This is a genomic window from Sphingomonas sp. PWP1-2 (genome assembly GCF_049898305.1).
Lineage (GTDB): Bacteria > Pseudomonadota > Alphaproteobacteria > Sphingomonadales > Sphingomonadaceae > Sphingomonas > Sphingomonas glacialis.
This window is the reverse complement of the sequence record NZ_JAFCXM010000003.1, coordinates 136,054-162,585: the sequence shown is the minus strand read 5'-3', so window position 1 is coordinate 162,585 and position 26,532 is coordinate 136,054. Positions and strand designations below refer to the sequence as shown.

At 66.8% G+C, this 26,532-nt stretch carries 23 protein-coding genes and 1 pseudogene; 10 read left to right on the top strand and 14 right to left on the bottom strand.

Annotated elements, in window-relative coordinates:
* Nucleotides 1-7 precede the first annotated feature (7 nt).
* Nucleotides 8-715: a thioredoxin domain-containing protein gene (locus ACP7C5_RS09190; protein ID WP_426264012.1), complete on the bottom strand. Its 708-nt coding sequence runs from the start codon at nucleotides 713-715 to the stop codon at nucleotides 8-10.
* Nucleotides 715-1,251 carry a DUF721 domain-containing protein gene (locus ACP7C5_RS09185; RefSeq protein ID WP_426264011.1) on the bottom strand — a complete coding sequence of 179 codons (537 nt, stop codon included), beginning with the start codon at nucleotides 1,249-1,251 and terminating at the stop codon, nucleotides 715-717. Before ACP7C5_RS09185 ends, ACP7C5_RS09190 begins: the two co-directional genes overlap by 1 nt.
* 14 nt (nucleotides 1,252-1,265) lie before the next feature.
* Here ACP7C5_RS09185 and ACP7C5_RS09180 point away from each other — a divergent pair, with 14 nt between their 5' ends.
* Genes ACP7C5_RS09180 through nudC form a run of 3 tightly spaced genes read left to right on the top strand, consistent with a single transcriptional unit; the run spans nucleotide 1,266 to nucleotide 4,562 of the window.
* Nucleotides 1,266-2,309 carry an A/G-specific adenine glycosylase gene (locus ACP7C5_RS09180; protein ID WP_426264010.1) on the top strand — a complete coding sequence of 348 codons (1,044 nt, stop codon included), beginning with the start codon at nucleotides 1,266-1,268 and terminating at the stop codon, nucleotides 2,307-2,309.
* A complete protein-coding gene (locus ACP7C5_RS09175) occupies nucleotides 2,306-3,682 on the top strand; it encodes a serine hydrolase domain-containing protein (protein WP_426264009.1) in 1,377 nt (458 codons plus the stop codon). The genes ACP7C5_RS09180 and ACP7C5_RS09175 overlap by 4 nt, the downstream gene beginning before the upstream one ends.
* 13 nt (nucleotides 3,683-3,695) lie before the next feature.
* Nucleotides 3,696-4,562 (top strand): NAD(+) diphosphatase, encoded by an 867-nt coding sequence (gene nudC, locus ACP7C5_RS09170; protein WP_426264008.1) that lies wholly within the window; start codon nucleotides 3,696-3,698, stop codon nucleotides 4,560-4,562.
* 23 nt (nucleotides 4,563-4,585) lie between these two features.
* On the opposite strand, the gene ACP7C5_RS09165 is transcribed toward nudC, so the two are convergent.
* The 3 genes from ACP7C5_RS09165 to ACP7C5_RS09155 all read right to left on the bottom strand — a co-directional run bounded on the left by ACP7C5_RS09165 (nucleotide 4,586) and on the right by ACP7C5_RS09155 (nucleotide 6,772).
* Complete coding sequence (locus ACP7C5_RS09165; RefSeq protein WP_426264007.1) at nucleotides 4,586-4,738, bottom strand: hypothetical protein; 153 nt, start codon at nucleotides 4,736-4,738, stop codon at nucleotides 4,586-4,588.
* Nucleotides 4,739-5,434: 696 nt separating this feature from the next.
* Complete coding sequence (locus ACP7C5_RS09160) at nucleotides 5,435-5,782, bottom strand: hypothetical protein (protein ID WP_426264006.1); 348 nt, start codon at nucleotides 5,780-5,782, stop codon at nucleotides 5,435-5,437.
* Between the two features lie 99 nt (nucleotides 5,783-5,881).
* A complete protein-coding gene (locus ACP7C5_RS09155) occupies nucleotides 5,882-6,772 on the bottom strand; it encodes a prephenate dehydratase (RefSeq protein WP_426264005.1) in 891 nt (296 codons plus the stop codon).
* Nucleotides 6,773-6,906: 134 nt separating this feature from the next.
* On the opposite strand from ACP7C5_RS09155, the gene ACP7C5_RS09150 reads away from it, so the two are divergent.
* Complete coding sequence (locus ACP7C5_RS09150) at nucleotides 6,907-7,623, top strand: c-type cytochrome (protein WP_189675892.1); 717 nt, start codon at nucleotides 6,907-6,909, stop codon at nucleotides 7,621-7,623.
* A 48-nt stretch (nucleotides 7,624-7,671) separates the two neighbouring features.
* On the opposite strand, the gene ACP7C5_RS09145 is transcribed toward ACP7C5_RS09150, so the two are convergent.
* The gene (locus ACP7C5_RS09145) at nucleotides 7,672-8,610 is read right to left on the bottom strand and encodes an LOG family protein (protein ID WP_426264004.1); all 939 of its coding nucleotides are present in this window, start codon (nucleotides 8,608-8,610) and stop codon (nucleotides 7,672-7,674) included.
* Between the two features lie 37 nt (nucleotides 8,611-8,647).
* Nucleotides 8,648-9,313: an extensin family protein gene (locus tag ACP7C5_RS09140; protein WP_133186283.1), complete on the bottom strand. Its 666-nt coding sequence runs from the start codon at nucleotides 9,311-9,313 to the stop codon at nucleotides 8,648-8,650.
* A gap of 146 nt (nucleotides 9,314-9,459) precedes the next feature.
* Here ACP7C5_RS09140 and ACP7C5_RS09135 point away from each other — a divergent pair, with 146 nt between their 5' ends.
* From ACP7C5_RS09135 to ACP7C5_RS09125, 3 genes are all read left to right on the top strand, one after another.
* A complete protein-coding gene (locus tag ACP7C5_RS09135; RefSeq protein ID WP_426264003.1) occupies nucleotides 9,460-10,593 on the top strand; it encodes a phosphoserine transaminase in 1,134 nt (377 codons plus the stop codon).
* Nucleotides 10,594-10,729: 136 nt separating this feature from the next.
* Entirely contained in the window at nucleotides 10,730-12,307 is a 1,578-nt protein-coding gene (serA, locus tag ACP7C5_RS09130) for a phosphoglycerate dehydrogenase (RefSeq protein ID WP_426264002.1), read from the top strand.
* A 59-nt stretch (nucleotides 12,308-12,366) separates the two neighbouring features.
* Nucleotides 12,367-13,473, top strand: a complete 1,107-nt coding sequence (locus ACP7C5_RS09125) for an ATP phosphoribosyltransferase regulatory subunit (protein ID WP_426264001.1) — start codon at nucleotides 12,367-12,369, stop codon at nucleotides 13,471-13,473.
* 78 nt (nucleotides 13,474-13,551) lie between these two features.
* Here ACP7C5_RS09125 and ACP7C5_RS09120 read toward each other — a convergent pair whose 3' ends face one another.
* Nucleotides 13,552-13,920, bottom strand: coding sequence for a hypothetical protein (locus ACP7C5_RS09120; RefSeq protein ID WP_426264000.1), 369 nt, complete (start codon nucleotides 13,918-13,920; stop codon nucleotides 13,552-13,554).
* Between the two features lie 224 nt (nucleotides 13,921-14,144).
* Nucleotides 14,145-14,459 (bottom strand): GntR family transcriptional regulator, encoded by a 315-nt coding sequence (locus tag ACP7C5_RS09115; RefSeq protein WP_426264272.1) that lies wholly within the window; start codon nucleotides 14,457-14,459, stop codon nucleotides 14,145-14,147.
* Between the two features lie 286 nt (nucleotides 14,460-14,745).
* Here ACP7C5_RS09115 and ACP7C5_RS09110 point away from each other — a divergent pair, with 286 nt between their 5' ends.
* From ACP7C5_RS09110 to ACP7C5_RS09100, 3 genes and pseudogenes are all read left to right on the top strand, one after another.
* Complete coding sequence (locus tag ACP7C5_RS09110; RefSeq protein WP_426264271.1) at nucleotides 14,746-17,943, top strand: glycoside hydrolase family 2 TIM barrel-domain containing protein; 3,198 nt, start codon at nucleotides 14,746-14,748, stop codon at nucleotides 17,941-17,943.
* Between the two features lie 49 nt (nucleotides 17,944-17,992).
* Nucleotides 17,993-18,310 (top strand): annotated as a pseudogene (locus ACP7C5_RS09105) (DUF4861 family protein); the annotation flags it as partial.
* 67 nt (nucleotides 18,311-18,377) lie between these two features.
* Nucleotides 18,378-18,536: a hypothetical protein gene (locus ACP7C5_RS09100; RefSeq protein WP_426264284.1), complete on the top strand. Its 159-nt coding sequence runs from the start codon at nucleotides 18,378-18,380 to the stop codon at nucleotides 18,534-18,536.
* Between the two features lie 137 nt (nucleotides 18,537-18,673).
* On the opposite strand, the gene ACP7C5_RS09095 is transcribed toward ACP7C5_RS09100, so the two are convergent.
* The 5 genes from ACP7C5_RS09095 to ACP7C5_RS09075 form a co-directional block, all read right to left on the bottom strand.
* Nucleotides 18,674-19,663 carry a hypothetical protein gene (locus ACP7C5_RS09095; RefSeq protein ID WP_426264283.1) on the bottom strand — a complete coding sequence of 330 codons (990 nt, stop codon included), beginning with the start codon at nucleotides 19,661-19,663 and terminating at the stop codon, nucleotides 18,674-18,676.
* 176 nt (nucleotides 19,664-19,839) lie between these two features.
* Complete coding sequence (locus tag ACP7C5_RS09090; RefSeq protein WP_426263999.1) at nucleotides 19,840-21,864, bottom strand: hypothetical protein; 2,025 nt, start codon at nucleotides 21,862-21,864, stop codon at nucleotides 19,840-19,842.
* On the bottom strand, nucleotides 21,783-24,881 hold the full coding sequence (locus tag ACP7C5_RS09085) for a hypothetical protein (RefSeq protein WP_426263998.1): 3,099 nt from the start codon (nucleotides 24,879-24,881) through the stop codon (nucleotides 21,783-21,785). The genes ACP7C5_RS09090 and ACP7C5_RS09085 overlap by 82 nt, the downstream gene beginning before the upstream one ends.
* Nucleotides 24,882-24,956: 75 nt before the next feature.
* Nucleotides 24,957-26,012: a hypothetical protein gene (locus ACP7C5_RS09080; protein WP_322162425.1), complete on the bottom strand. Its 1,056-nt coding sequence runs from the start codon at nucleotides 26,010-26,012 to the stop codon at nucleotides 24,957-24,959.
* A 56-nt stretch (nucleotides 26,013-26,068) separates the two neighbouring features.
* Nucleotides 26,069-26,527 carry a hypothetical protein gene (locus ACP7C5_RS09075; protein WP_426263997.1) on the bottom strand — a complete coding sequence of 153 codons (459 nt, stop codon included), beginning with the start codon at nucleotides 26,525-26,527 and terminating at the stop codon, nucleotides 26,069-26,071.
* Nucleotides 26,528-26,532: the final 5 nt, after the last annotated feature.

Genomic DNA, 26,532 nt, shown 5'->3' with positions numbered 1-26,532 from the left:
AGTAAGATCATTTGGCGACGGCGGCGCGCACGAGCGGCTCGAGCGCCGCCCAGTCGTACACATTGGCTTGCGCCGCGCCGTTGAGCACGAACGTCGGTGTTCCGGAAACCGCATAGGCCTTGTTGGCGGCGTCAGCGCGCGCAACGAGCACATCGATCTTCTTGCGATCGGCGAGGCAGGCATTGGCCTTGGCGATCGGCAGGCCGCGCTTCACCACGAAATCGGTATAGCCATAGAATCCGGCGAGGTAGCTCGCGACGACGTTGGGCGTCGCGGTCTGCAATTCCTTCTGCTTGGCATCGGGGATCGCGTCGCTGCGCCCGACCAGCGTCTTTTGCTCGGCCATCATCGCGTCGAGGACCGGGAAGAACGCGCGCGTCGGGACGCATTGGCCGAGCAGGATCGGCCCGAGATCGAGCGCGCCATGCACCGGATAATCGCGGAACTCGTAGCTGACCTTGCCGCTTGCGATATAGCCCGCCTTGAGCGCCGGAAGGCCTTCGACATCGAAGCGCGCACACAACGGGCAGGTCCGCGAGCCGAACTCGATCAGCTTGACCTTCGCCGCCGGGTTGCCCATCCGCACCCCGCCCTCGGGCGTTGCGACGATCGTCTGCAGCCACGCGGCGTGCGCCGGCGCCTTTTTCGGCGGCGCGGCCTCAGCCGAAGAAACCAGAGCAGCGCCCAACACCAGCGCCGCCAGACCAAATCGCATCATTCGTCTCCACCCACGCTCGGCGCCCCGCGCGTCGCCGCGACGCCCGCCGCCAAGGCTTCGAGCACCGCCTTCAATTCGGGATCGGCGATCGTCCTGAGGCTCGCGCCGAGATCGACCGGCACCGGCTTCAACGACGGCGGCGCGGCGCGCGGGCGCGGCACGGGGACGTCGCCCTGGCGGAACTGCACCTTGGCGACCGCGGCATAGCCGAAGAAGCGATTGACCCGCTCGATGATCTCGGGCGCGATATGCTGCATCATCGTCGCATGCGCGCCGCGCACGACGAGATTGAGCGTGCCGCCGATGCGCTCGCCATGCGGGAATTTGATTGATTCGGGCGACGACACCCCGGCATAGCGCGGCCCGACGATCTCGCTCCAGCGGCTGACCACCGCGCTTTGCACGAAACCGAAGCGGCGAAACGCGGCGCGGCCGGCATCTGGCAGTAGCTCGGCGACCGATCGCGCACGGCCGCCGCGCGGGCGTTCGACGGCTGGAGCTGGAGTGGCGCGCTTGCTCATTGCGTCGTCCATGCCATAGCGGGGCCGTGTCCGCCAAGCGTCCTTCCGCCCCGCCAGCAAAACTCCTGCTCGATTGGTACGATAGCCATGCGCGCGATCTGCCGTGGCGCGCCGCGCCCGGCAGCAACGCGCCCGATCCGTACCGGGTGTGGCTCTCGGAGATCATGCTCCAGCAGACGACGGTCGCCGCGGTGCGCCCCAAGTTCGAGGCGTTCATCGCGCGCTGGCCCAGCGTCGAGGCACTCGCCGCCGCGCCCGAGGCCGATCTGATGGCGGCATGGGCAGGGCTTGGTTACTATGCCCGCGCCCGCAACCTCCACGCCTGCGCCCGCGCCGTCGTCGCCTTGGGCGATTTCCCGACGACCGAAGACGGCCTGCGCGCGCTGCCCGGCGTCGGCGCGTACACCGCCGCCGCGATCGCCGCGATCGCGTTTGGGGAACGCGCGGTGGTGGTCGACGCCAATGTCGCGCGCGTCGTCGCACGGCTGTTCGCGATCGAACGCCAGCTCCCCGGGGGTATGCCCGAAGTGCGCGCGGCGACTGACGAGATCACCCCCGACCTGCGATCGGGCGATTTCGCACAGGCGATGATGGACCTCGGCTCCTCGGTCTGCACCTCGCGCAGCCCGCGCTGCCTCGCCTGCCCGCTCTCGAGCGTCTGCGAGGCCTACCGGCTCGGCAATCCCGAGGGCTTCCCGATCAAGGCGACGAAGCTCGCCAAGCCGCAGCGCCACGGCACGATCTTCTGGGCGCAGCACGACGGCAAGGTCCTGCTCGTCCGCCGCCCACCACGCGGGCTGCTCGGCGGAATGCGCGCGCTGCCGACCGGGCCGTGGGCCGACACCCCGCCCGGCCTCGCCGATCCGCCACTCGCCGCCGACTGGGAGATGCTGCCCGAAAGCGTCGCGCATGTTTTCACGCACTTCCGGCTCGAACTGTCGCTTGCGGTCGCGCGCGTGGATGGGCATTCGGACGACGGCGAATGGTGGGATGTGACCGAGATCGACTCGGCGGGCCTGCCGACGGTATTCGCCAAGGCGGCGGACGCCATCAGGAGGGCAAGAGCATGATTCGAGCGATGATTCCGATCACGTTGCTGGCGACGATCGCCGGATCCGCGGCGCTCGCCGGGCAGGCGTCACCGCAGCCCGTCCCCCAGCAACCCGCTCCAGCGACAGCTGCGAACGACGATTTCGTCGTGACCGAACGGCTTGGCAGCAAAGATCTGGCGCGCTTCCCGAAGACCTTCGGGCTGTTCACCGATTACATCAACAGCAACAAAATCCCCGGCGTGGTCGGCGCGTTCGGCCAAGGTCAGACGCCAACCGCGATCGTCGCCTCCGGCAAGCTCGGCGACGAGCCCGGCGCTCCGCGCGTCGACAAGGACAGCCTGTGGCGCGTCTATTCGATGACCAAGCCGATCACCGCGATGGCCGCGATGATCCTGATCGAAGAGGGCAAGATGCGCCTCGATCAGCCGGTCAGCGACTTCATCCCCGCGTTCAAAACCATGCGCGTCCAGATCAGCCCCGATTCGCTCGAGACGCGCCCTGCGACCAAGCCGATCACGATCCGCAACCTGCTCACCCACACCGCCGGGCTCGGCTACACGATCATCACCAAGGGCCCGCTGCTGAAAGCGTATGAAGACGCAGGCATCACCCCCTTCACCTCCGATGCCAAGACCGAGGCGCAGCTCCGCCTCAAGCGCCCCGCGACGCTGGAAGCCTTTGCCAACAAGGTCGCCACGCTCCCGCTGATCGCCGAGCCCGGCACCAAATGGAGCTATTCGATCGGCCTCGACGTGATCGGCCGCGTGATCGAAGTCGCCTCGGGCCAGTCGTTCGACGCCTTCCTCCAGCAGCGGATCTTCACTCCGCTCAAGATGAATTCGAGCTATTTCCAGGTCCCCGCGTCCGAAGCGCGCCGCCTCGCGACGGGGTATTTCATCGCCGGCAACACGCGCGTCCCGCTCGATCCCGGCGCAACCTCGGTCTTTCTCCAGAAGCCGAGCTTCCCCTATGGCGGCGCAGGCCTCGTCACCTCGGCGGGCGATTACGATCGCTTCCTCCACATGCTCCAGAACGGCGGCAGCCTCGACGGCGTGCGCATCCTCAAGCCCGCCACCGCCAAACTCGCCATGTCGAACTTGCTGCCCGCCGGCGTGATCTATCCCGGCGCGGTCTCGGCGACGGGCGGCACGACCAACGCGCAAGGCTTTGGCGCGGGCGGCTCGGTGACGTTGGGCGACGTCCCCGGCGGTCCGGCCAAGGGCACCTATGGCTGGGGCGGGGCTGCGGGCACGATCGCCTGGGTCGATCCGGTCAACCAGGTCCGCGCGACGATCATGGTCAATTATCTGCCGGGCGACAAATGGCCGCTGCGCGTCGAATCGACCAAGGCGGTTTATGCCGACCTTGCCCCCTCGCTCCAGCGCAAGTGATCGGCATAGCGTGATGTCCCCAGGCTTTACCGGCGGTCTGCTCGACCGCGCCGATGCGCTGCGCCACGATCCCGAGGGGTTAGCCGCGGCACGCAGCGACTGGCGCGCGCGCGTGCTGCGGCTCGACCGCTTCGAGCCCGAACTCGATGGCGAGGGTCGGCTCGGCTGGTCCTCGCTCGCCGGGCCGCCCGAGGACGCAGAGCTCATCCTGCTCGGCTTCGACGAGTCGCGCCGCCCGCATTTCGCCGCGTACCTGCCGGGGATGCGCGCGCCCGCCGGGCGCTCGCCGCGGCTGTTCGCACTGCTCGACCAGTTCGCCCCCGGCGAAGCGGCGACCTATGCCGCCGCGCGCTCGGTGCTCGACTGGCACAGCCGCCACCAGTTCTGCGCGAATTGCGGGCACCAGACCGCGCTGTTCCGCGCCGGCTGGGGCCGCGCCTGCCCCAATTGCAAGGCGGAACACTTCCCACGCGTCGACCCCGTGGTAATCATGATCGCGGAACATGATGGCCGCGCGCTGCTCGGCCGCCAGCCGGCGTTCCCGCCCGGCCGCTATTCGGCGCTGGCGGGGTTCCTCGAGCCCGGCGAATCGATCGAGGAAGCGGTCGCGCGCGAGATCATGGAGGAAGCGGGCGTGCGCGTTTCGGGCGTGCGCTACATCGCGAGCCAGCCCTGGCCCTTCCCCTCCTCGCTGATGATTGCTTGCGTCGGCACCGCCGAAGACGACGCGATCACGCTCGACACCAACGAGCTCGAGGACGCGATCTGGGTGTCGCGCGATGACGTGCGCGCGGTGCTGGCGGGCGGCGAAGGACCCTTCCTGCCGCCGCCGCCTTACGCGATCGCGTATACGTTGTTGAAGGCTTGGGCCGAGGGATAATTGCCGTTAGCGGACATCCAGCTTCAGCAAGCGATCCACCATATCAGTCCAGCGATCACCGCCACAAACACGCCCAGCATCGCTAGGGCGGCCATCCAAGCAGCTGCTCGACCATAGCGTTCATCGACAAATTCGACGATGGCTTCAGCCCAAGCGATGAACAGGACATCGTCCATTCTTGGTTTGTAGCATAGCCGTTGTCTGCAATTGATGGACTTCGGACAGGCCGGTTTAGGGGCTTAAAAGCAATTAGCGGACGTTTCGCGCCGATTCTACCAGTCTGCTCGTGCAATCCGTAGAGCCATCTTGCGCAGAACGAACCGCCTTGCTGCAACGGCACAAGCGAACCCGCCGAGTCCAATAAGACATATGGTGAGCAGGGCGTAGCTTCGACCCGGCTGGCACTGAGTATCGCCGATGCAGTCGCCCATAAACCAGACCAGCAGGGCGAGCAGCGCCACGACGAGCCAAGCTGCACATACGAAAAAGCTGCCGATCGACACGGCGGATTGAGCGACACGGTAACTATCAAGTGATCGACCGTCGTTCATGGGAGTTGGCTAACGCTCCGGACGAATGTCCGCAATCGGGGGCGTAATTGTGACCGGGAATGTCTCGGTCTGGTCGAGAGCGGACATTGCGCTGTCCTACACGCCGCGTTCATGATATGTACTACGCTGCTCTTTGAAATCGTCTGACCTGCTTGACTGCATTCGTGCAAGAATCGAAACGATCGCCACAGTAAAGACCAGGTCTTGGGGTCAATCGAGTCAAGCACCGCCGGCACCGGGATCGGTGCTACGGTTCCGCCGTCCGGTGAATGGACCGATTCAGGACTGGATCTTGCGGGTGAGCGGTCGCCGCCCCAGAACCTAGACTTGGCTCGCCCGCGCCGGCCCGAGCAAAACGCTTGCCATGTTACCGCGTGTCGTGATCGTCAGCACCGCCAGATAGGGCAGCAAAAATCCAGCGCCCCCGACAAACGCGATGATCGCGAGTACCATGCCGACGCCCGAAAAGCTGTTCCGCCACGCCGTCCACAGCGCCGCGAGCAAGAGCAAGCACGAGAAGTCGAGGTTAAACTGCCCCGGCCATTGGCCTGAGGCGATGTCATCGAAAAAAATCGGCAGGAAACCGAGACCGTGCCTCGCGACAACGACCCCCGTGTAGGTTATTAGCACGATCCAAGCCGCAACCAGAAATCCCCTTAATGCGATCATGCCGCCCTCCCGATGCTGTCCAGCACGGCGAGAATGCGGCTTTTGCCGAGGGGCTGCAACCGACGTCCGCAGCAATCGCGTCCGCTGCGACGCCGCACCTCACCCCCGCGCCCGCGCGCGCCGATACGTCCCCAGCACGCGCACCCATTTCGAATGGAACCCCAGTTCCTCAAGCGCCCGATCGAGCCCAGGCTCGCCCGGTCGCCCCTCGACATCGGCGTAGAATTCGGTCGCGGCAAAGCTCCCGCCGCGCTGATAGCTTTCGAGCTTGGTCATGTTGACGCCGTTGGTCGCAAACCCGCCCATCGCCTTGTAGAGCGCGGCGGGGACGTTCTTCACCTCGAAGATCAGCGTCGTCATCCACGCCCCCTCGCCGATCGGCGGATGCCCAGCGCGCGCCAGCACGACGAAGCGCGTCGTGTTGTGATCGGCGTCGGCAATGTCGCTGGCGAGCGTCTCGAGCCCGTACAGCGCCGCCGCACCCGGCGGGGCGAGCGCCGCGAGCGTCGGGTCGCCACGCTCGGCCACCACCGCCGCAGCACCCGCGGTGTCGGGATAGGCGACCGGCGCGATGCCGCGCTCGCGCAGCCAGTGGCGGCATTGGCCGAGCGCTTGCGGATGGCTCATCGCCTCGCGCACGCCCGAGAGCGGCCCCTGCCCCATCAGCGCATAGCGAATGCCGAGGAAATGCTCGCCGGTGATCACCAGCCCCGATTCGGGGAGCAGGAAATGGATGTCGGCGACGCGGCCGTGGAGCGAATTCTCGATCGGGATGATCGCACAATCCGCCCGCCCGTCGCGCACCGCGTCGATCGCGTCGGCGAAGTCGAAGCACGGCAGCGGCAGCCCGTCGGGGAACGCCTCCACTGCGGCGATATGCGAATTGGCGCCGGGCGCGCCCTGAAAGGCGACCGCGCGGTCGGGCGCGGCGGCGGCGGCCTGGGTCATCTGGGCGACGAGCGCGCGGGCGGGTTCGGCGAAATTTTCCATGGGAGCCGGGCGGTAACCGCCTTGCATCCGTGCGGCAAGCTTGGCTTGCGGTGCGCCCCGCGCGAATCTATGGGTCAAACCAACTACGTGGTCCTTCAGGGGGACCCTCCTGCGGCAGAGGCGGAAAAACGAGCATGGATAACCGGACCAACACGATTGCGGGCTGGATTTTGGGCAGCATGGCGGCTGCGCTCGCGCTCGGTATTGCCGGCCACATGATTGTCGCGCCGATCACGTCTGAGAAAGAAGGCTATCCAATCGAGGCACCGGCCGACGACGCTGGTGGCGGCGGCCCCGCCGCGCCCGACAAGCCGATCGCCGATCTGCTCGCCACCGCCGACGCGACGCACGGCGCCGATGTCTTCAAGAAGTGCGGCGCCTGCCACACCGTCGCCCAGGGCGGCGCCAACGGCATCGGCCCGAACCTGTGGGGCACCGTCGGCGAGGCGATCGCGCAAGGCAAGGCGGGCTACGCCTTCTCCGACGCGCTCAAGACCGCGGGCGCTGGCAAGAAGTGGGATTTCGATCAGCTTAACAAGTGGCTGACCAGCCCGCGCGCCTATGCCGCAGGCACCAAGATGACCTTTGCCGGTCTGACCGACGCCAAGGATCGTGCCGACGTGATCCTCTATCTCAACACGCAGGGGTCGAACCTGCCGCTGCCCGCCCCCGCGGCCGGTGCGCCGACCGCAACCGACGCCAAGGCGCCGCCAGCGGCTGGCGCGGCCGATCCGGGCGGCAAGGCCTCGCCAAGCGCAGCCGGTCTCGGCAACGAGACCGCGCCCGCCGCAGCCGGCAAGGTCTCCTCCTCGCCGCTCGGCCGCGAGACCGCGGCGCCGGTCGCCAAATAACCTCAGAAGGAAAAGCCCCTCCCCTTCAGGGGAGGGGCGAAGAAGGGCTCAGTCCTTGTCGCGGTAGAAGTCCTTCACCACCGCCCAGCCTTCCTCGGCGGTTTCGACGAAGGTGAAGATGCTCAGATCCTTCGCCGAGACGACGCCTTCCTCGACCAGCGCATCGAAATTGACGACGCGCTCCCAGAATTTGCGACCGTAGAGCAGCACCGGGATCGGCGCGATCTTGCCCGTCTGGATCAGCGTCAGCAGCTCGAACAACTCGTCGAACGTCCCGAACCCGCCCGGGAAGGCCGCAAGCGCACGCGCGTGGAGCAGGAAGTGCATCTTGCGCAGCGCGAAATAGTGGAACTGCATCGACAGCGCGGGCGTCACATAGGGGTTCGGCGCTTGCTCGTGCGGCAGCACGATGTTGAGCCCGACCGATTCGTACCCCGCCTCGGCCGCACCGCGGTTAGCCGCTTCCATGATCGACGGCCCGCCGCCCGAGCAGACGACGAACTGGCGCTTGCCCTCCTCGTCGACCGGGAAGGCGCTGACGAGCTGCGCGAGTTCATAAGCAACGTCGTAATATTTCGACTTCTCGACCAAGCTCTCGGCAATGCGGATCGACGCTTCGTTGCGATCGACCGCGTTGCGCGCGAGATCGAGCAGCGCCTGCGCCTTGGACGGCTCGGGAATCCGCGCCGATCCGTACATCACGAAGGTCGAGCCGATCTTGGCCTCGTCGAGGATCAGCTGCGGCTTGAGCAACTCGAGCTGGAAGCGGACCGGGCGCAGATCCTCGCGCAGCAGGAAGTCCATGTCCTGGAAGGCGAGGCGATAGGCCGGGTTCTCGGTCTGCGGGGTGCTGACGGCGGCCTTGGCATTCTCGGCGTCCTGGCGTGCACGCGCAAAGACGCGGGCTGGGACATGCGTATGCGTGTCGGGGCTGTGGCTGTCAGGGTGCGTGGCGTCGGGCGTTCCCGATTTCGGTGTCTCTGTCATCCACCGCATCTAAGCGCCGCGCGCGCGAATTTGAAGCCTAGCGGCAGAACGCCTTGTGATCGTCCTCGAAATGGAAGTGGTTGGCGTGCGCCGCATTGTAGTCCGGGCTGAGCACCGTGCCGAAGCGGCGGCACGCCGAATCGTGGATCGCGCGCAGGAACGCCCGCGCATTGGGATCGCCGCCGTTCCAGTCCTGCTGGACCGTGATTCGCCGCCCGTTCCTCAGCACGACCGCGGACACATCGACCGCATTGGCAAGCGCGTGGCCCGACAACCGCCCCGCCCCCGCCGCCGATCCGATCACGGCGCGACACGCATATGTCCCCATGCTTTCGACGCGGACCACGTCGCTGCCGAGCATTTGCCGCGCGGCAGGCGCGACGGCATGTTCGATCCAGCCGGTAAAGCTGCGCGCGAGGCCGCAGCGCATCGCCTTCAGATTGGTGACGGGAACACCGATGTCGATCAACTGCACCGCCCCGACGATCTGGCAGCCACCGCCATAATCGCGATCGGGCAAGGGCGAATAGCGCACATCCTCGCGCGACAGATCGGCGAAGCACGCTTGCGTCTCGCGACTCGTCGGCAGGCTGAGCGTGATCGGCCGGCTCCCGCGCGGGCGAGTCGGCGGGCGCTGGTCGTGTCCGCTCGAACAGGCGGCGAGCAGCAGCGACACGAGGACGGTGAGAGAGCGGCGCGACATGGCGACTCGATACCAACGTGGTAGTTAACGCCGCCACAACCTTGCGACGAACGACTCATCGCTTGACGCGCGCTGCGCGGGCTCTAGGACCGTCGACGGGCCACGCGGTCCCAACGCCGCGCGTGCTCTCTGTAAGGAGAGACTACATGACTGACGTACCTGCCGTCCCGGCGATCAAACCGGCGCGTCCTTACTTCTCATCCGGCCCGTGTGCGAAACCGCCCGGCTGGTCCCCCGAAAACCTCGCTACCGAATCGCTCGGCCGCTCGCACCGTTCGAAGATCGGCAAGACGCGCCTCCAGCTCTGCATCGATTTGATGCGCGAACTGCTCAAGCTCCCCGACACGCACCGCATCGGCATCGTCCCCGGCTCCGACACGGGTGCCTATGAACTGGCGATGTGGACGATGCTGGGCGCGCGTGCCGTCACCGCGCTCGCCTGGGAAAGCTTCGGCGAAGGCTGGGTCACCGATGCGGTCAAGCAGCTCAAGATCGATCCCACCGTCGTGCGCGCCGATTATGGCCAGCTGCCGGATCTGGACGCGGTCGATTGGTCGAACGACGTTTTGTTCACCTGGAACGGCACCACTTCGGGCGTGCGCGTACCCAACGCCGACTGGATCCCCGAGACCCGCGAGGGCCTGTCCTTCGCCGACGCGACCAGCGCGGTGTTCGCCTACGACATCGACTGGGCAAAGATCGATGTCGCGACCTTCTCGTGGCAGAAGGTGCTCGGCGGCGAGGGCGCGCACGGCGTGCTGATCCTCGGCCCGCGCGCAGTCGAGCGGCTCGAGAGCTACACCCCCGCCTGGCCGCTGCCGAAGGTGTTCCGCCTCGTCTCGAAGGGCAAGCTCACCGAAGGCGTGTTCAAGGGCGAGACGATCAATACGCCATCGATGCTCGCGGTCGAGGATTGCATCGCAGCACTCGAATGGGCGAAGTCGATTGGCGGCGCGGACGGGCTGATCGCCCGCTCGGACGCCAATGCCGCAGCACTCGACCAGATCGTGGCGGAGCGTTCGTGGCTCGGTCACCTGGCGGCCGACGAGGCAACGCGCTCGAAGACCAGCGTGTGCCTGACGGTCGAGGGCGCCGACGAGGCGTTTATCAAGACCTTCGCCGGCCTGCTCGAAAAGCAGGGCGCAGCGTATGACGTCGCCGGCTATCGCGACGCGCCGCCGGGCCTGCGCATCTGGTGCGGTGCTACGGTCGACACCGCCGACGTTGTCGCGCTCGGCCCGTGGCTCGATTGGGCCTACGCGACTGCCAAGGCCGCCTGATTGACGTCGCCTCGGCGGAGGGCTCCCATCAAAGTGATACTTTGATGGGGCCCGGAGGCCGGGGCCGCTGCGGAACTGACCGCAGCACATCCCCCATAGCGGCCCCGGCCTACGCCGGGGCGACGGAGTATATTCCATGCCAAAAGTCCTCATTTCCGACAAAATGGACCCCAAAGCCGCCCAGATCTTCCGCGAACGCGGCGTCGAGGTCGACGAGATCACCGGCAAGACCCCCGAAGAAGTCATCGCGATCATCGGCCAATATGACGGCCTCGCCATCCGCAGCTCGACCAAGGTGACCAAGGCGATCCTCGCCGCCGCGACCAATTTGAAGGTCATCGGCCGCGCCGGCATCGGCGTCGACAATGTCGATATCCCCGCCGCATCGGCGCAGGGCGTCGTCGTGATGAACACCCCGTTCGGCAATTCGATCACCACCGCCGAGCACGCCATCGCCCTCATGTTCGCGCTCGCGCGCCAGCTGCCCGAGGCCGACGCGTCGACCCAGGCCGGCAAGTGGGAGAAGAACCGCTTCATGGGGGTCGAGCTCACCGCCAAGACGCTCGGCCTGATCGGCGCGGGCAACATCGGCGGCATCGTCGCCGACCGTGCGCTCGGCCTGCGGATGAAGGTCGTCGCCTACGATCCGTTCCTCTCGCCCGAACGTGCCGTCGAACTTGGCGTCGAGAAGGTCGAACTCGACGAACTGCTCGCGCGCGCCGATTTCATCACGCTCCACACCCCGCTCACCGACCAGACGCGCAACATCCTGTCGGCGGAGAATCTCGCCAAGACGAAGCAGGGCGTGCGCATCATCAACTGCGCGCGCGGCGGCTTGATCGACGAGGCGGCGCTCAAGGCCGGGCTCGATTCGGGGCATATCGGCGGCGCGGCGCTCGACGTGTTCGTCGAAGAGCCGGCCAAGAGCAACCCGCTGTTCGGCACGCCCAACTTCGTCTCGACGCCGCATCTCGGTGCCTCGACCGATGAAGCGCAGGTCAATGTCGCGATCCAGGTCGCCGAGCAGATGTCGGATTATCTGATGTCGGGCGGCATCACCAACGCGCTCAACGTGCCGTCGCTTTCCGCCGAGGAAGCACCGCGCCTGAAGCCGTACATGGCGCTCGCCGAGAAGCTCGGTTCGCTGGTCGGCCAGCTCACGACGGGCTCGATCGGGCGGATCTCGATCCACAGCGAAGGCGCTGCCGCCGAGCTCAACCAGAAGCCGATGGTGTCGGCAGTCCTCGCCGGCTTCCTGCGGACGCAGACCGACACGGTCAACATGGTCAACGCACCGCTCCTCGCCAAGGAGCGCGGCATGGAAGTGCGCGAAGTCCGCACCGAGCGCGAAGGCGATTACCACACGCTGCTGCGCGTCTCGGTCAAGACCGATGCGGGCGAGCGGTCGGTTGCGGGCACGCTGTTCGGGGACGCCGCGCCGCGCCTGGTCGAACTGTTCGGCATCAAGGTCGAGGCCGATCTCGCCGGGCACATGCTCTACGTCGTCAACGAGGACGCACCCGGCTTTATCGGGCGTTTGGGCACGTTGCTCGGCACGGGCTGCGTCAACATCGGCACTTTCCACTTGGGTCGCCGTTCGGCCGGTGGCGAGGCGGTGTTGCTCCTGTCGATCGACGAAGCGCTGACGCCCGATCTGCTCGCGCAAGTCCGCGCGCTGGCGGGCGTGAAGACCGCGATGGGCCTGGCGTTCTGATCCTCTCCGAAGCGCGATTGCGGCTTTCGCTGCAATCGCGCTTCGGGCAAGGCGCGCGCATGACATCTTCCCTCCTCCCGACCGGCTTCCACGACCGGCTCCCGCCCTTCGCCGACGCCGCCGCGCGGCTCGAGCAAGCGCTGCTCGGCGCGGCACATGCTTATGGCTACGAACGCGCCGACCCTGCGCTCGCCGAGTTCGAGGCCGGGCTCGCCGGTCGCCTCAAGGCCGCGCGCGCGCAGGACGCGGTGCGCTTCGTCGACCCCGTTTCGCAGGCGACGCTCGCGATCCGCCCCGACATGACCGCGCAGATCGGCCGCATCGCCGCGACGCGGATGGGCCACCATCCCCGTCCCGTCCGCCTGTCCTATGCCGGCCCCGTGCTCAAGCTGCGCGCCTCGCAACTCTCCCCCGAGCGCGAGATGCGCCAGATCGGCTGCGAGTTGATCGGCCTCGACACGATCGCCGCCGCGCGCGAGATCGTCGAGGTCGCGGTTGCCGCACTCGCCGCCGCGGGCGTGTCCAACGTCTCGATCGACTTCACGCTGCCCGACCTGATCGACGTGCTGGCGCGCGGCCCCTTCCCGGTCGAACCCGGCCAGATCGATACCCTGCGCGACCGGCTCGACGCCAAGGACGCTGGTGCTGTCGCCGCGCTGGCGCCCGCCTATCTCCCGCTGATCGAGGCCGCTGGCCCGTTCGAGTCCGCGCACGACCGGCTGTGCGCGTTCGATGCGGGTGGCGCGCTGACCTCGCGGCTCGACGGGCTGTGGCAGATCGCCGAGGGGCTGAAGGGCCGCGTCGCGCTGACGCTCGACCCGACCGAGCGCCACGGCTTCGAATATCAGAGCTGGCTGGGCTTCTCGATCTTCGCTGGTGGCGTGCTCGGCGAGATCGGCCGCGGCGGTACCTATACCATCGTCCACGAAAATGGCGCGGAAGAGACGGCGGTCGGCTTCTCGCTCTATGCCGACGCGATCGTCGCGGCGGGGCTCGCCGAGGTCGACCGGCGCCGGCTGTTCGTGCCGTTGGGGACCGACCCGGCAGTGGCGGCAGCGATGCGCGCGGCAGGCTGGGTCACCGTCGCCGCGCTCGAGGCCGGCGACACACCCGAGGCGCAGCTGTGCACGCATGTGCTGGCCGATGGTGAGCCGCGCGCGCTTTAGGACACGCGCCCAAGCTGCGTTATGCCGCCTGCACGTCCAGTCGCGCGCCCACGGGTGACGCGAGCATCGAACGCTGTGCTACAGGTTGGCGTCTCGCCTGACGGCTTGATACCCCAGGACGACGTCGACAAATTCCAAGTGCCGTGCATCGAGACGCTTGCCGACGGAGAAATCCACATTCCGCCTCGCCAAGCTCGGCAAACTGCGCACGCGCGGCGTCGAACTTGAGGGAGGCGCGCGTTTCAACCGTGCGTTCAACCTCAGCGGCGGCAAGATCACCGCCTCCTCGTTCGCCAGCACGATATGCCAAGCACCCTCCTGCCCCATGTAATGAAACAAGCGGTCGTCGGGGCCGAGATCGGCCTGCAGCAACGGCGTGGGCACGCTGATCATCTGGCGGTCGACAGAGTTGATCGCGGTGGCGGCAAACAGTAGCCCGCAGAGCATTCAGCGATACGATCCGGCGTGGCGCGGCGCGGCGCGCGGCATCGGTAATCGTGGCTGCGGTGGCGGTCGGAGCTGGAAGCGCTTCGCGGCGCGGGATGGTCGAAGGCCCGATCGGCATCACCTAGGCATTCCGGCCGTTCACCGACCCGGCCGCTCCGGATTTTGACGTCGGGATCGCACTATTTGTAGGACAACCCGAATGCGCTCGTCAATCGCTCGAGCCGCTATCCTCCCCTTTCGGGCGCAGGCTGGTCGTCTCGCTCAGCTGCGAGTGGCGGCTGAGGCTTTCCTGCATGTGATGTCGCGCCGCCTCGCGCGCGCGTCGAGTCCATCCGTACGATCGCATCGAGGATCGCCTCATGCTCACCCTGGACCTTGGCGGCGTAAGCACGGTCGCGCGTCACTTGGAACGCGCGGTATTGCGCGGTTGTGGCGACGAACACGCCCGATCCCTGGCGCGAGGTCGTCAGCCCCTGCGCCGACAGCCGCGCGACCGCCTCGCGTACCACCGTCCGGCTGACATTCTCCGCCGCTGAGATTTCAAGCTGTGTCGGGAAACGCGAGCCCGGCGGCAGTGCGCCCGTACGGATCCGTTCTTAAAGCTTGGCGAACAGCCCATCGGTCAACGATGCGGAATTTCGGGCCATCGCCATTTCCCTCCCACCGCCCCCAATACACCGGAGCGCTGGCTTCTTGTCAGACTAATTTTGCAGTTGTAGCATAACTGCTAACATCGAAGAGCGCTGAGCGCTACGGTCAACGGAGAGGCGCATCGTGCGGTCGGCATTCCCCCTATTCCTCAGCGGTGTCGCGTGTCTCACGCCCATGGCGGCGGCAGCGCAAGGCGCGCCGGTCGCGCCGATCCAGCCGCAAGTTTCGCCCGATCGCCCGGATTGGGAAAATCCTGCCGTCTTCGCCATCGGAAAGGAACCGCCGCGCGCGACGGGCTTCCCGTTCGAGAGCCGCGCCAAGGCGATCGCCGGGCACCGCACCAAGTCCGATCGCTTCCTGCTGCTGAGCGGACAATGGGCGTTCGCGCTGTCGCCCAATGCCGACCAGCTGCCGGCGGGGTTCGAGAAGCCCGACTACGACGTCTCGCAGTGGAAGACGATCAAGGTCCCCGCCGACTGGCAGGCCGAAGGCTTCGACCAGGCGCGCTACAACAACATCACCTACCCCTTCCCCGCCAACCGCCCGCTGATCCCGCACGCGACCAACCCGGTCGGATCGTACCGTCGCGATGTCGAGGTGCCGGCGGGCTGGTCGGGCAGCGACGTGATCCTGCATATCGGTGCCGCGGGCTCGGCCTATTACGTCTGGGTCAACGGCGCCAAGGTCGGCTATTCCGAGGACAGCAAGCTGCCGTCCGAATTCGATGTCAGCCGCTATCTCAAGCCCGGCCACAACACGATCGCGATCCAGGTCTATCGCTGGTCCGACGGAAGCTATCTCGAGGACCAGGATTTCTGGCGCGTTTCGGGCATCGAGCGCGAAGTGTTTCTGATGGCGGCGCCCAAGACCCGGATCCGCGATTTCTTCGTCCATGCCGGGCTCGACGAGCGCTATCGCGACGGCAAGCTCGCGGTCGATCTCGCGGTGACCCCGGCCAAGGCGGCGACCAGCGCGCGGATCGTGCTGCTCGATGGCGAGCGTGTGGTCACGGAAAAGTCGACCGCGATTGCCGCCGCCCCCGCCGAACGCACCGTCTCGATCGCGACGACGATCCCGCAAGTGAAGCCTTGGACCGCCGAGACGCCCAACCTCTACATGCTGCTGGTCGAGCTCTACGACGCGAAAGGCGGGATCGTGCAGTCGACCTACAGCCGGATCGGCTTCCGCAGCGTAGCGATCCAGAACGGCCTCGTCACCGTCAACGGCCAGCCGATCACGATCCGCGGCGTCAACCGCCACGAGCATGATCCCGAGACCTTCCACGTCATCTCGCTCGAATCGATGGAGCGCGACATCCAGCTGATGAAGCGCGCCAACATCAACGCGATCCGCACCTCGCATTACCCCAACGACCCACGGCTCTACGAGCTCGCCGACCGCTATGGCCTGTATGTCATGGACGAGGCCGATATCGAGAGCCACGCCTATATGGACTTCGCCAACAAGCATCCCGAGCAGCGTGGGACGTATCAGCTCGGCTTCGATCCGGCGTGGAAGGCCGCACACGTCACGCGCGTCACCAACATGATCGAGCGCGACAAGAACCACCCCTCGATCATCTTCTGGTCGCTCGGCAACGAGGCCGGGATCGGCCCGAACTTCGCTGCCGCGGCAGCGGCCGCTAAGCAGCGCGATCCGGCGCGGCTCGTCAGCTATCTCGGCTGGGGCACGTGGGACGGGCGGTTCGAGCACCACCCCAACGACTTTGCGGACATCTATGCGCCGATGTACGACACCGCCGCCAAGCTCGTGGATTACGCGACCAACTGGTCTTTCCGCCAGCCGCTGATCCTGTGCGAATATGCGCATATGATGGGCAATTCGGGCGGCGACCTGAAGGAATATTGGGACGCGATCTATGCGCATCCCGACAAGCTCCAGGGCGGCTTCATCTGGGATTGGGTTGACCAGTCGATGTATCGCAAGACCAAGGACGGGCGGCGCTATTGGGGGATGGGCGGCGAATATGGCCCCAACCCCGGCGGCGAATTGGAATTCGGCGACGGTTTGATCCAGTCCGACCGCACGCCCAACCCGCAGCTGTTCGAGCTGACCAAGGTCTATGCGCCGATCCAGTTCGAGGGCTTCGACCCGGCCAGCGGTGCGGTGCGCGTCGCCAACCATTATGATTTCGCGAGCCTCGCCGGGCTCGATCTCGGTTGGCAAATGCTCGAGGACGGCGTCGTCGTCGCGCGCGGGACGATGCCCGCGCTCGCGACTGCGGCGCACGGCCACGAGACGACGACGCTCGCGCTGCCCGCGATCGCGCGCAAGCCGGGCGCCGAATATTTGCTCAACCTAATCGCCCGGGCCAAAGACGGTGGCACCCCGGGGATCGCCGCGGGCCAGGTGATCGGCTGGGAACAGTTCCCCCTCGGCAACGCAGTGGCAGCCGCCAAGCCCGCCCCCACGGGCAAGGTCGACGTCTCGCAGGCGGGCACCACGATCACGCTGCGCGCAGCCGGGGCCGAACTCGTGCTCGATCGCAAGACCGGGCTGCTCGTCCGCTATGCCGCCAACGGTCGCACGCTGCTGCGCGGCGGAACGCCCGATTTCTACCGCGCCCTGACCGACAACGACGTCGGCGTCGGCGTCGAGCGCACCCATGCCGCCTGGAAGGCAGCCTCGAGCGATCGCACCGTCGAGGCAGTCGAGCAGCATGCGACGCGGGGCAGCGCCGACGTCACGATCCGCTACCGCATCGGCCAGGACGTCGCGCGTTTCGTCACGCGTTACGCGATGGCGGGCGACGGCAGCGTGGCGGTCGAGGGCAGCTTCACGCCGCTGCGCACCGATTTGCCCGATCCGCTGCGGATCGGCCTGGCCTATGCCATGCCCGCCAGCTTCGACACGCTCGAATGGTATGGCCGCGGCCCGCACGAAAGCTATGCGGATCGCAAGACCAGCGCGCCGCTCGGCCTGTGGCGCGGAGCAATCGCCGAGCAGAACCACGATTACATGCGGCCGCAGGAAACCGGCAACAAGGTCGATGTGCGCTGGATGGAACTGTCGGATCACGCCGCGGGCGGTCTGCGCGTCCAGGGCGACGCGCCGCTGTCGATGAACGCGCTCGCGTTCCCGTACGACGATCTGTCGCACCGCGCGCCGGGCACGCGCCGCAGCTCGGACATCGTTCCGCATGATGCGGTTTCGTTGATGATCGATGCAGTCCAGTCCGGGATCGGCGGCGATACGCAATGGGACCAGACCGGGCGAGCGCTCCCGCGCTACCGGATCGCGCTCGCGCCGCGCAGCTTCAGCTTCCGGCTGACCCCGTTCAACGGCGCGGGCACCACCCCGACGCTCGCCCGGCCCGCGTCGGCGACGGGCGTGGCGGAGGTGATCCAGTGACCGCGCGCGCCCTCGCGCCTGCTCGCCGGCACGCTGCTCCTCTTGGCCGGTGCCGCCGTCGCGTAGCAGGCCGCCACTCCGAGGCGGCCGAGCCACCCTCGGGCTTAGGATCTGGCACGACAACAAGCTGTGGACCTCGCGCAATTACACCCGCTACCGCATCCTCACGAACGGCCCCGATGCCGCTGACTTCGAGGTCGATTATGCGCCCTGGCCAGTCCAGGTCGATCGCCGTGTATCGGAGACGCGCCGCTTCACGCTGCCGCTCGGCACGCGGTTCACGCGGATGGTCTCGACGCTGTCGTCGGACAAGCCGGGTCCGCTGATCGTCGGCATCGGCATCGGCCACCGTCCGATCGGCGCGAGCGAAGGCGCGCTGACGGTCGACCGCGCGCACGGCATCCGCTCTTTCTGGAGCGCCCAGGATGGCGCGCATGGCGATCGCGCGCAAGGTCGAGCCAGGCAAGCCGTTCGTCTATTATTCCGGCTCGGCGTTGGACAAGGACGTCGGCGACCCTCGCACGCGCGGCGAGTGGGACCGCTACCCCCTTACCGCCCCCGTCGATTTTCGCGTGCCGACCGACCGCCGATAGGGGGGGGGAGACTCGATGAAGCGCCGCGATCCTGCGGCGAGCGCAGCGCACCGGCAATCGACCCATTCGCGGGCGCTCAAGCCAACTTCCGATGTCTGTTCGTCGAAGGACCGGTGATCGATCAGGGCCTCGTATTGCTATTTGATCGAGGCTGCGAACGACAAGGTGAAATTGGAATTCGCGGCCATATTGCCCGAGGGCGTGATGCGAATGGCGTTCACCAATGGGTCGTAGCCATTCGACGGGGCATAGGACCAGGTCACCCCCTTGTCGTTCGAGTAGCTTATGTTGGCAGCGGCGAGTGTAACCCCGCTCGTCCCGGAAACGAGCTTGACGGGCAACGCGGTGGTGCCATCGAAATTTGTGTTGAGGTAGGTTATCCCGGCGGGAAAGATGTCGGTAAGAATGATCGTGCCCGGATCGACCGGACTGTTTCCAGTATTCGACACCGAAAACACGTAAACCACGTCGGTGCCGGGCAAGTTGTACGCCCCGAAATTTCCGGAACGTGGCGCCGATGCTTTGGTCACCGACAGCGACGGCATCGGACATGCACTGATCGACGCAATGCCAGCGCCTTGTTGACCCGTCGTGGTTTCGCCCGACTGGAACGGATAGTTTCCGTACCGCAGCACGACCGTCGTGACGGGTTGCGCAAACGTCGCAGTGATCGTGCCGTCATCGGAGTTGTTGTTCGAAGCGCCGGTGCCGGCCGCCTGCGTCGCAGCGAGCGTTACCGGCGCAGTCGTGGCGCCTGACGTGAGCGCGGATCCGGTTGCCGTCCGTGGCGCCGTTGCGCCGTTGCCGTTCCCCCACGGGGTGGTGAGCACGGGCGTATAGGTGGTCGCGCCGCTCGCCCCCGTTATCATGATCCAATCCCGATACTGGTTGAGCGTGAAATCGATATCGTGCGTGACGACCGAGAAGTCGCGAATTGGCGTGGGGAATGTGAAGGTCACCGTGATGACCCGCGTTCCGCTGGTCAGGTCGGTGGTCCGGCCCGCAAAAATTCCGCCGAAGACGAGGTCGCGTTTGGTCGCATCGGGGCCTGTGATCAACGTCCCGATCGCCGGCATCTGCGTGTTCGCAATGGCCGTCGAGCTCAGGCCGTTCTGCGCAATCGCCACGGAAAAGGGCAGCGAAGCGCCAGCGCTGCTGACGGCGGTGTAGGAATAGGTGGAACCGTAATTGAGCGTCGCCGCCGGCTGGTTGGCGAAGGCGAAAGTGTACTGGCTCGCGGCATCGCACGAGGCGTGCGCCACAGCGGGCGCCACAAGCGCCATGAGCGCGGCAAAAACCCTTTTCATCGACCCGATAGTCCCAGGAAAGCGAAGCGCGTCTGATCGAACTTCAGACGCGCGGTGAGGAATGCGCCATGATGCGTCGACCGCTCCGCCGCAAAGTCCCGGTCGGCAAAGCCGGAAAAATTCCAGCCGGCGGTGACCAGCATATTGGCGGCCGGGCGAAGTCCGATCACCGGGCCGACGGCATAGGCCAGGGTGCCCCCGTCGAGATCGCCGCGCGCGGTTGCGCGCACCCCGACTTCGAGCCAGTCCGCCAGGCCGAGATGTCCGTCGAGCCCCGCCACGGCGGTCACGCCGCGAAGGTCATAGCTCGCGATCCGGTCGCTGGTATAGCGCGCGGCGAGGAAGATGCCGATCTCGCTGCGCTGATACAGGCCGGTTTCGTCGCGGCCATACGGCGCCCAATCGAACGACAGGCTGCCGAGCAACCGGCCGGAACGCGCATCGCCTGTGACGAGCAACACGCCGCCGCCGGGCGCCGTCGCACCCCTGACCGCACCGCTCACACTGTCGGCGCGGTATTCGAGCTTGGCCAAGAACGCGACCTGACGGGATGCCGGTCGCGATGCCGCCGACACAGCGACGTTGGCGACGCTGGTGGTGGTGCCCCCGACCTGGACACGCGACCAGGTCGCGAGGCCGCCGAGTGCCTGCCCCTCGCCGAGCTGACGCAGCAAGCCGAGCGTCAGCGCGGCCCGGTCACCGAGCGAGCCGAGACGATACTCCGCACGCGCCGTGCTGCTCCACCGGCCACCGCGATAGCCCAGCCCCAACGTCAGCGCGGTGAAATCCTCGGTCAGCGTCGCACCGTTGCCGACGAAACCACCGCTGGCGACGGGCTGTGCGACGGTGACGACCGTCGCCGGATCGATCCCGCCGAGCGCACGGTTGCCATCGATCGTCGCATCGATCGTCCAATGCTTGCCGAGCTCGAACGATTGCGCAAGACCATAGGCTGCGTAGCTGCGCCGGCCATATTCGCTCAGCATCTGATCCGACACGCTGCTCGTGATGCGGCCGCCGGCCCAGGGCTTGAGGTCGAAGCCCAGGCGCGCGGTCCGTGCGTCGATTTTGTCGCCATGCGCCAGCTCGTACGTGCCGACCAGCGTGACGGAATCGCTCAGCGCGAAGCGCGCCCCGGCGCGGTGGCGTTGCGGGAAGTCGATGCTGCCGGCATTGCCCAAGGCGAGACTGCTGCTCGCATCGAGCTCCAGTCGATTGTCGAACAGCCGCTGCGTCGCGCCACCCTCGATCAGCGTCGAGACCGCCGCGCCGCCATTGGCGAGGCGATCCTCCGCATGCGCCAGCGCGATGCGAAAATCGGTCCGCGCGCCGCGATAGTCGAGCCGCAGCTGCGCCGCGCGGCGGGTGGTCGCATCGACCAGGCTAGCGTCGTTCCACACGCTCGCCGTTGCGGAGAGCTGTTCCGTGACTTTGGCGCGAAGATCGGCGCCGATCTTGCGGCGGCCACGTTCGGCGCCGTTTTGCTGGCCAAGCCCGAAGCCAAGATCCTGTTGCCGCGCATAGCCGAGCAGATCGAAGCGTCGATCATGATGCTCGACCTCGACCTGCCAGGCCATTCCGCTGCTCTGGCCGGGCTGGGTGTTCGCGGCGCCCGACAGCGACCGATTGCCCCGGCTGGCGGCGAGTTCGGCGCGGATCTCGGTGTCGCGCGCAAACCGCAGGCGGAGATCGGTCGCGATCAGATCGGTCCGCCCCTGATCGCCATCGTCGTGCAGCACGGTGGCCCCGACGCGCAGCGCGCCGCCCCTGCCATCATACCGCACGCGCGCGCCGCCATTGAGCGCGCCGGAATCGTCCCGATCGACCTCATAGTCGGCGACGATGAACTGCGGGTTCAGGTCACTCGACCGGCTCAGGACGGGCGCCGAGAAGCGGATCGTTCCGGCAGCATAATCGATATCGTAATCGACGAAACGAGTCAGCGCGCGGCGGTCCATGATCCGCTCGGAGCGCAGCCGGTCGCGGACTTCGATGACGATCTGCTCGCTATTGGCGAGCACGTCGCGCGATGCCAGCGCATAGGGGCCCGACAGGCCATTGCCCTGGATCTCGTCGCGACGATGGCGAGTCGCGATGCGGGCGGCAAAGCCGCGGGCGGCAAGGCGACGGCTCCGCGCTTCCGCCTTGAACCCCGTCGCCGTCCGGGTGTAGCGCCGAGGGCGGTTTCGCCGAAGCCCGTCTCGAAATCGCCGAACAGCGCATAGAACTGGCGCCGCTCGAGCTTGACGTAGAGCTTGCGCGTCGATGCCGCGTCGAACCTTCGCTCGGAGCGATCGGCATAGATCGTGTAATAGGTGTTGGGGTCAATCGCGCCCGAAAGGCGCTGGTCCTCGCGCCGCTTTGCGCTGTCATAGGCGAGCGTCAGCAGCCATTTTCCCAGAATTCGGCCCTTTGCGTAGAAGGCGATCCGGCCGTCGGCGCGGATCTTGTCCGCACGCTCGATCGCTTCGATATGGCCTGCCAGCCCCGCGCGGTCGACACCGGCCTCGGCCAAGCCAACGATGGTCCAGGCGCGGGCGCCTGGTTCGAGCCATGTCTCGACTTGCTGCGAGCGGACGGTATCGCGATCGCGGAAGCTGAACGTGATCGTGACGGCGCCGCTCACCGTGGTCGGGGCGAGCGCGATATAGGCGATGCCGTCGTCGCCCGTCACGTGCCACACGGGTTTGGCCCGGCCGAGCCCGGTCAGCGCCCGTGCCTGTTCGGCGTCGATCTCCATCGCCGTCGCATAGGGCGCAGACACGGCGATATCGCCGACGGTCCCGGCGTGAACCGGGCGGCCGTCGCGATCGATGAGGCGGACCGCGAGGACCGGGCGGCGGACGCCATCGGCGACGAGCACGGATTTTTCGGGCAGATACTGCGCGCGCGCCGCCGTTCGCACGAAATGGACGTCGCGCGACAGCGTCGTGACCAGCGCGCCGTCGCTGCCACGGACTTCGGCGGTCAGATGCGTCGTACCGTCGCCGAGCGGCACCCCGCGCCACATGCTGACGGCGAAGCGCTGCGCCGCTTCAGTGCGGCTCCCGTCGAACGCGACGGGATCGACCGGCGTGCCGTTCGCGAACAAGGTGAGTTTCTGGCCTGGCAGATGGCGAATTGCGACGCGCACCGCTGGCGCCCGTGGGTTGTGGTCGGGTTCCGGGAAGAGCCAGGAGATATCGGCTTTGCCATCGGCGAACCAGTCGCGCTCGCCAGCGGCGGCGACGCGGTCCGAGACGGGTTCTGGTACATCGGTGCGCGCCACCCCGGGCTGTGCCGAAATCACGGCGTGGAAATCGGCCGTGACGAGCGCCCCGCCCTGCCCTTCGACAAAGCGCGAAATGGCACTGCCGGCCGACCGCGTGCTGCGCACGCAGTCGACGAAGCTGCTCGCTGGGGAAAGGCTGGTCGGATCGACCTGCACCACATGCCGCCCCGGCAAAACGCCCTCGAAATGATAGCGGCCATCGCGGTCGGTGATCGCGTAGCTGCCATCCTCGAGAAAGACGCGCACGTCTGCGATGCCTGCCGCAACCCGCGGTATCGCGGCGCAGCCACCCGCCATGATCCGGCCGACGATCGTCATGCGTGCCGCGATCGTGTCGCGATCGATCCTGACGGCGACGCTGGCATTGCTCTCTGCGCCACGCACGTCGATCGTCCGGGCGCGGTTGAGCGCTTGCCCTGCCGGGGCATCCGGCCGAACCTGCAGGACATAGGTAAGCGTGCGCTGTGCGCCCGCCGCGATCGTCCCGAGATCGACGGTAATCGTGCGTCCGTCCGCGGCAATCGTCACCGCGGCGGGATCGCTCGCTCCATCGACGCGGATCGTGTCGGGTCGCAAACGCATGACCGTCGGCAGGATGTCGGTCAGGATGACGCCGCGCTTGGCATGCGTCGTGTCGGGATTGCGCGCCGTGATCGTGTAGACGACCCGATCGCCCGGCGATGCCACGCCGCGCGACGCCGTCTTGGTGAGGTTGATAGCCACAGGCGGCCGGTCGAGCGGAATGTCGATCCGAACTTCCGCCGGTCCGCTCAGCGTGAACACCTCGCCATAAGACGCACCGTTGACGACAAAGGGCTGACCACCGGGTCGGAGCAAGGTGGCGAACTGGATCGGCGTCAAACTCGATGGTGCCACATAGGGCGCCGGGGCCTCGACCTTGAGGCGATAGCGTCCGGCGTTGGCCTGTGGGAAGCGATACTCGCCCGGCGGCAGCGCGTACGTCTGTCCGGCGCCATCGGTCACGGTTTGCCCGGTGACGATGCTCGACGGATATCGCGTCTTTCCATCGGCGGCGTACACCACCGCGGGCAGGCCCGTCACGGCATCAAGCATCGTGACGCGCGCGCCGGAGACCGGAGTGCCGTCTTCGCTGTCGAACGCCACTCCGGCGGGATCCACCAGAGTGTCGATGATGGCCGTTGCGATCGGCTTCTGCGTGCCGTCGCGACGGCATTCGATCGAAATCTTGTCGTCCGCGCTCAGGCTCAGCGCGCAATCGCCGGTGGCGAGCGCGGGCGGCGCGGCACGCGTGGCGATGATTCCGACGAATTCGCCACTGTTCACGGCGTTTTCGGACACGACGAGCGTTTCGCGATCGCCACTCGTCGTCACCAGGGTGACCGTGACGGTATCGATCGCTTGGGGATCGCGGTTCGCACTCGGCGCCGCCAGCTTGAAGATCAACGGTTCGCCGGCCCGAACCTCCGTCGAGGGCGTAACGCCGCCGATCCCGGCTGCGCTTGCCGGACCGATCGGCGCGGCCGCTTGCGGGGCGACGGCCTGACACAGCGGCGTCCGCACCGAAAAGACGAGCGGCGAACCGACGTCTGGACGGTAGGTGGTCAGCGTGACCGCTATAGCCTCGACAGTAACGGTGACCGGGTTGGAGGCGATGCTGCCGTTGGACCAGTCAGCCCGCGCGACATTCTCGATCCGCGTCTGCGCCTGGCATGCGCTTGCCAGCGCGGCGCAGCACGCCACGATCGCCACCATCCATGCACAGAGGATCAGAAAGAGTTTGCGCATCTCGATTTCAAGACAGGAGCGGGTCCGCCGGTGGCTCCGGGTCGAAGCAAGGATTTGAACCACCGGCGAATTTCGTCAGTTTATGGTCGCGCGGAACAGCAGGGTGCGGGCGTCGCCCGCAGCGACGCTCGACAGCGTTCCCGTGATGGTGCCGGAGGCAAAGCTCCCGCCGCTCGCGCCATCCGCATTGCAGGTCGACCCCGTCACGGTTCCGTTGAGAAAGATGCCGAACGACGAGAGGTAGGTGATCGTGGTCGGCAAGACGTCCGCCAGCGCCACGTTGGTGGCATTTGCACCGCCGGCCGCATTGGCGACCGAAATGCAATATTCGATCGTCGCGCCCGGGATCATCTTGGGGTTGGTCGTGCCGTTGAACGGATCGCTGACGATCCGGCTGACCTTGGTCACGCTCAACGCGGCGGCAAAGACGGTGTAATCGTTCTTTGCCGAATACGCTGCGTCTCGCGCGGCGTCTGTCGCGCCGGCACTGTCGGCGAACACGGTATCCATGCCAGCGGTATTGCTGCCGGTGGTCTGCACCAGGGCGTTACCCTGGGTCCCTGCCGTACCGCCTTCGCGCCCGGTCGCGGTCAACGTCACTGCAGCGACATCATTGGTGGCGCGGCCGAGCGGGATGTCGGCAACGACGAACACCGTCTTGGACGTGTCGGCTGCCAGCTCGTCGAGATAGGTGACCTGGCTGTCGCCGGCATCGTAGACGCCGTTGGCGTTCGTATCGACGTAGATGCGCAGATTGGTCGCGTCGAACGTGTCGGTGTTCGAATGCGCTCCGGCGCCCCCCGTCTGCTGCGAAACGGCCAGCGCGAAGTCGAGCGTGGCGTTGGATGTATTGGTTACCGAGAACGCCGTGACCGCGGCGAGTTGCCCCGGTGAAACCTGGGTGGTCGACGTTCCGACCGCCGCAACCACGAGATTGACCTTGCGGTCGACGGTGAAGCTGTCCGACGCGGCAATCTGGTTCTGGGCGACGCCGCCCACTTGGTAGTTGACCTGAACCGTGTTGGTGATGGTCGATCCGGCCTGAGTCCCGGCCGCGAATGCGGGAGTAGAGCCAAGTACGGCGAGCGCGACAAGGCTCCCCGCGCCCAGCAGGGTGCTGGCACGTGTCATGATAGTCTCCGATTAGGGTGTGCGCGCCTTGCCCCGCCGGCGCGCGCAGCGGTTGGTTAGCGGACGATGCCGCGGTACTTCAGAGACCCACTCGCGCCCGGCGCGATGCTGGGCAGCGTCCAGCGCAAATGGGTAACGTCGGTTGCTTGAGCCTGTCGTGGTGCGACACCCGCAACCGCGATCCGGAGCGCGGCAAGCGCCCCGAAGGTGCGCCCCCCGTCGACCGACACCTGTGCTCCGGGTGTACTGTCGCCGGTGAAGATGACGCCGTTCGGCACAGGGTTGGTCACGACGAAGTGCACGACTGGCTGCGTGGTCACGTTGCGATAATTCGTCGCCAGGATCAGCCGATCACCGGGGACCACGTGTTTCGCGTCCGACACCACGGTTTCCGGACGCCCGTTGGTCAGGACCGTTTTCTCGGTCGTCACGGTGCTGCTGAGCGACACTGCGTTGGTCGCCGCGATGGCGACCACGGGCAAAGCGACAGCGGCGAGAAAAGCAAAGAGTTTCATAGCGA

Excerpts from the sequence above, each read along its gene's own strand:
- ACP7C5_RS09100 (WP_426264284.1), top strand. The coding sequence starts at position 18,378 with ATGGCGATCGCGCGCAAGGTCGAGCCAGGCAAGCCGTTCGTCTATTAT.
- ACP7C5_RS09150 (WP_189675892.1), top strand. The coding sequence starts at position 6,907 with ATGGATAACCGGACCAACACGATTGCGGGCTGGATTTTGGGCAGCATG.
- ACP7C5_RS09160 (WP_426264006.1), bottom strand. The coding sequence starts at position 5,782 with ATGATCGCATTAAGGGGATTTCTGGTTGCGGCTTGGATCGTGCTAATA.
- ACP7C5_RS09135 (WP_426264003.1), top strand. The coding sequence starts at position 9,460 with ATGACTGACGTACCTGCCGTCCCGGCGATCAAACCGGCGCGTCCTTAC.
- ACP7C5_RS09145 (WP_426264004.1), bottom strand. The coding sequence starts at position 8,610 with ATGACAGAGACACCGAAATCGGGAACGCCCGACGCCACGCACCCTGAC.
- ACP7C5_RS09155 (WP_426264005.1), bottom strand. The coding sequence starts at position 6,772 with ATGGAAAATTTCGCCGAACCCGCCCGCGCGCTCGTCGCCCAGATGACC.
- ACP7C5_RS09080 (WP_322162425.1), bottom strand. The coding sequence starts at position 26,012 with ATGACACGTGCCAGCACCCTGCTGGGCGCGGGGAGCCTTGTCGCGCTC.
- ACP7C5_RS09075 (WP_426263997.1), bottom strand. The coding sequence starts at position 26,527 with ATGAAACTCTTTGCTTTTCTCGCCGCTGTCGCTTTGCCCGTGGTCGCC.
- ACP7C5_RS09140 (WP_133186283.1), bottom strand. The coding sequence starts at position 9,313 with ATGTCGCGCCGCTCTCTCACCGTCCTCGTGTCGCTGCTGCTCGCCGCC.
- nudC (WP_426264008.1), top strand. The coding sequence starts at position 3,696 with ATGTCCCCAGGCTTTACCGGCGGTCTGCTCGACCGCGCCGATGCGCTG.
- ACP7C5_RS09125 (WP_426264001.1), top strand. The coding sequence starts at position 12,367 with ATGACATCTTCCCTCCTCCCGACCGGCTTCCACGACCGGCTCCCGCCC.
- ACP7C5_RS09185 (WP_426264011.1), bottom strand. The coding sequence starts at position 1,251 with ATGGACGACGCAATGAGCAAGCGCGCCACTCCAGCTCCAGCCGTCGAA.
- ACP7C5_RS09190 (WP_426264012.1), bottom strand. The coding sequence starts at position 715 with ATGCGATTTGGTCTGGCGGCGCTGGTGTTGGGCGCTGCTCTGGTTTCT.
- ACP7C5_RS09085 (WP_426263998.1), bottom strand. The coding sequence starts at position 24,881 with ATGCGCAAACTCTTTCTGATCCTCTGTGCATGGATGGTGGCGATCGTG.
- ACP7C5_RS09175 (WP_426264009.1), top strand. The coding sequence starts at position 2,306 with ATGATTCGAGCGATGATTCCGATCACGTTGCTGGCGACGATCGCCGGA.
- ACP7C5_RS09110 (WP_426264271.1), top strand. The coding sequence starts at position 14,746 with ATGGCGGCGGCAGCGCAAGGCGCGCCGGTCGCGCCGATCCAGCCGCAA.
- serA (WP_426264002.1), top strand. The coding sequence starts at position 10,730 with ATGCCAAAAGTCCTCATTTCCGACAAAATGGACCCCAAAGCCGCCCAG.
- ACP7C5_RS09120 (WP_426264000.1), bottom strand. The coding sequence starts at position 13,920 with ATGCTCTGCGGGCTACTGTTTGCCGCCACCGCGATCAACTCTGTCGAC.
- ACP7C5_RS09165 (WP_426264007.1), bottom strand. The coding sequence starts at position 4,738 with ATGGACGATGTCCTGTTCATCGCTTGGGCTGAAGCCATCGTCGAATTT.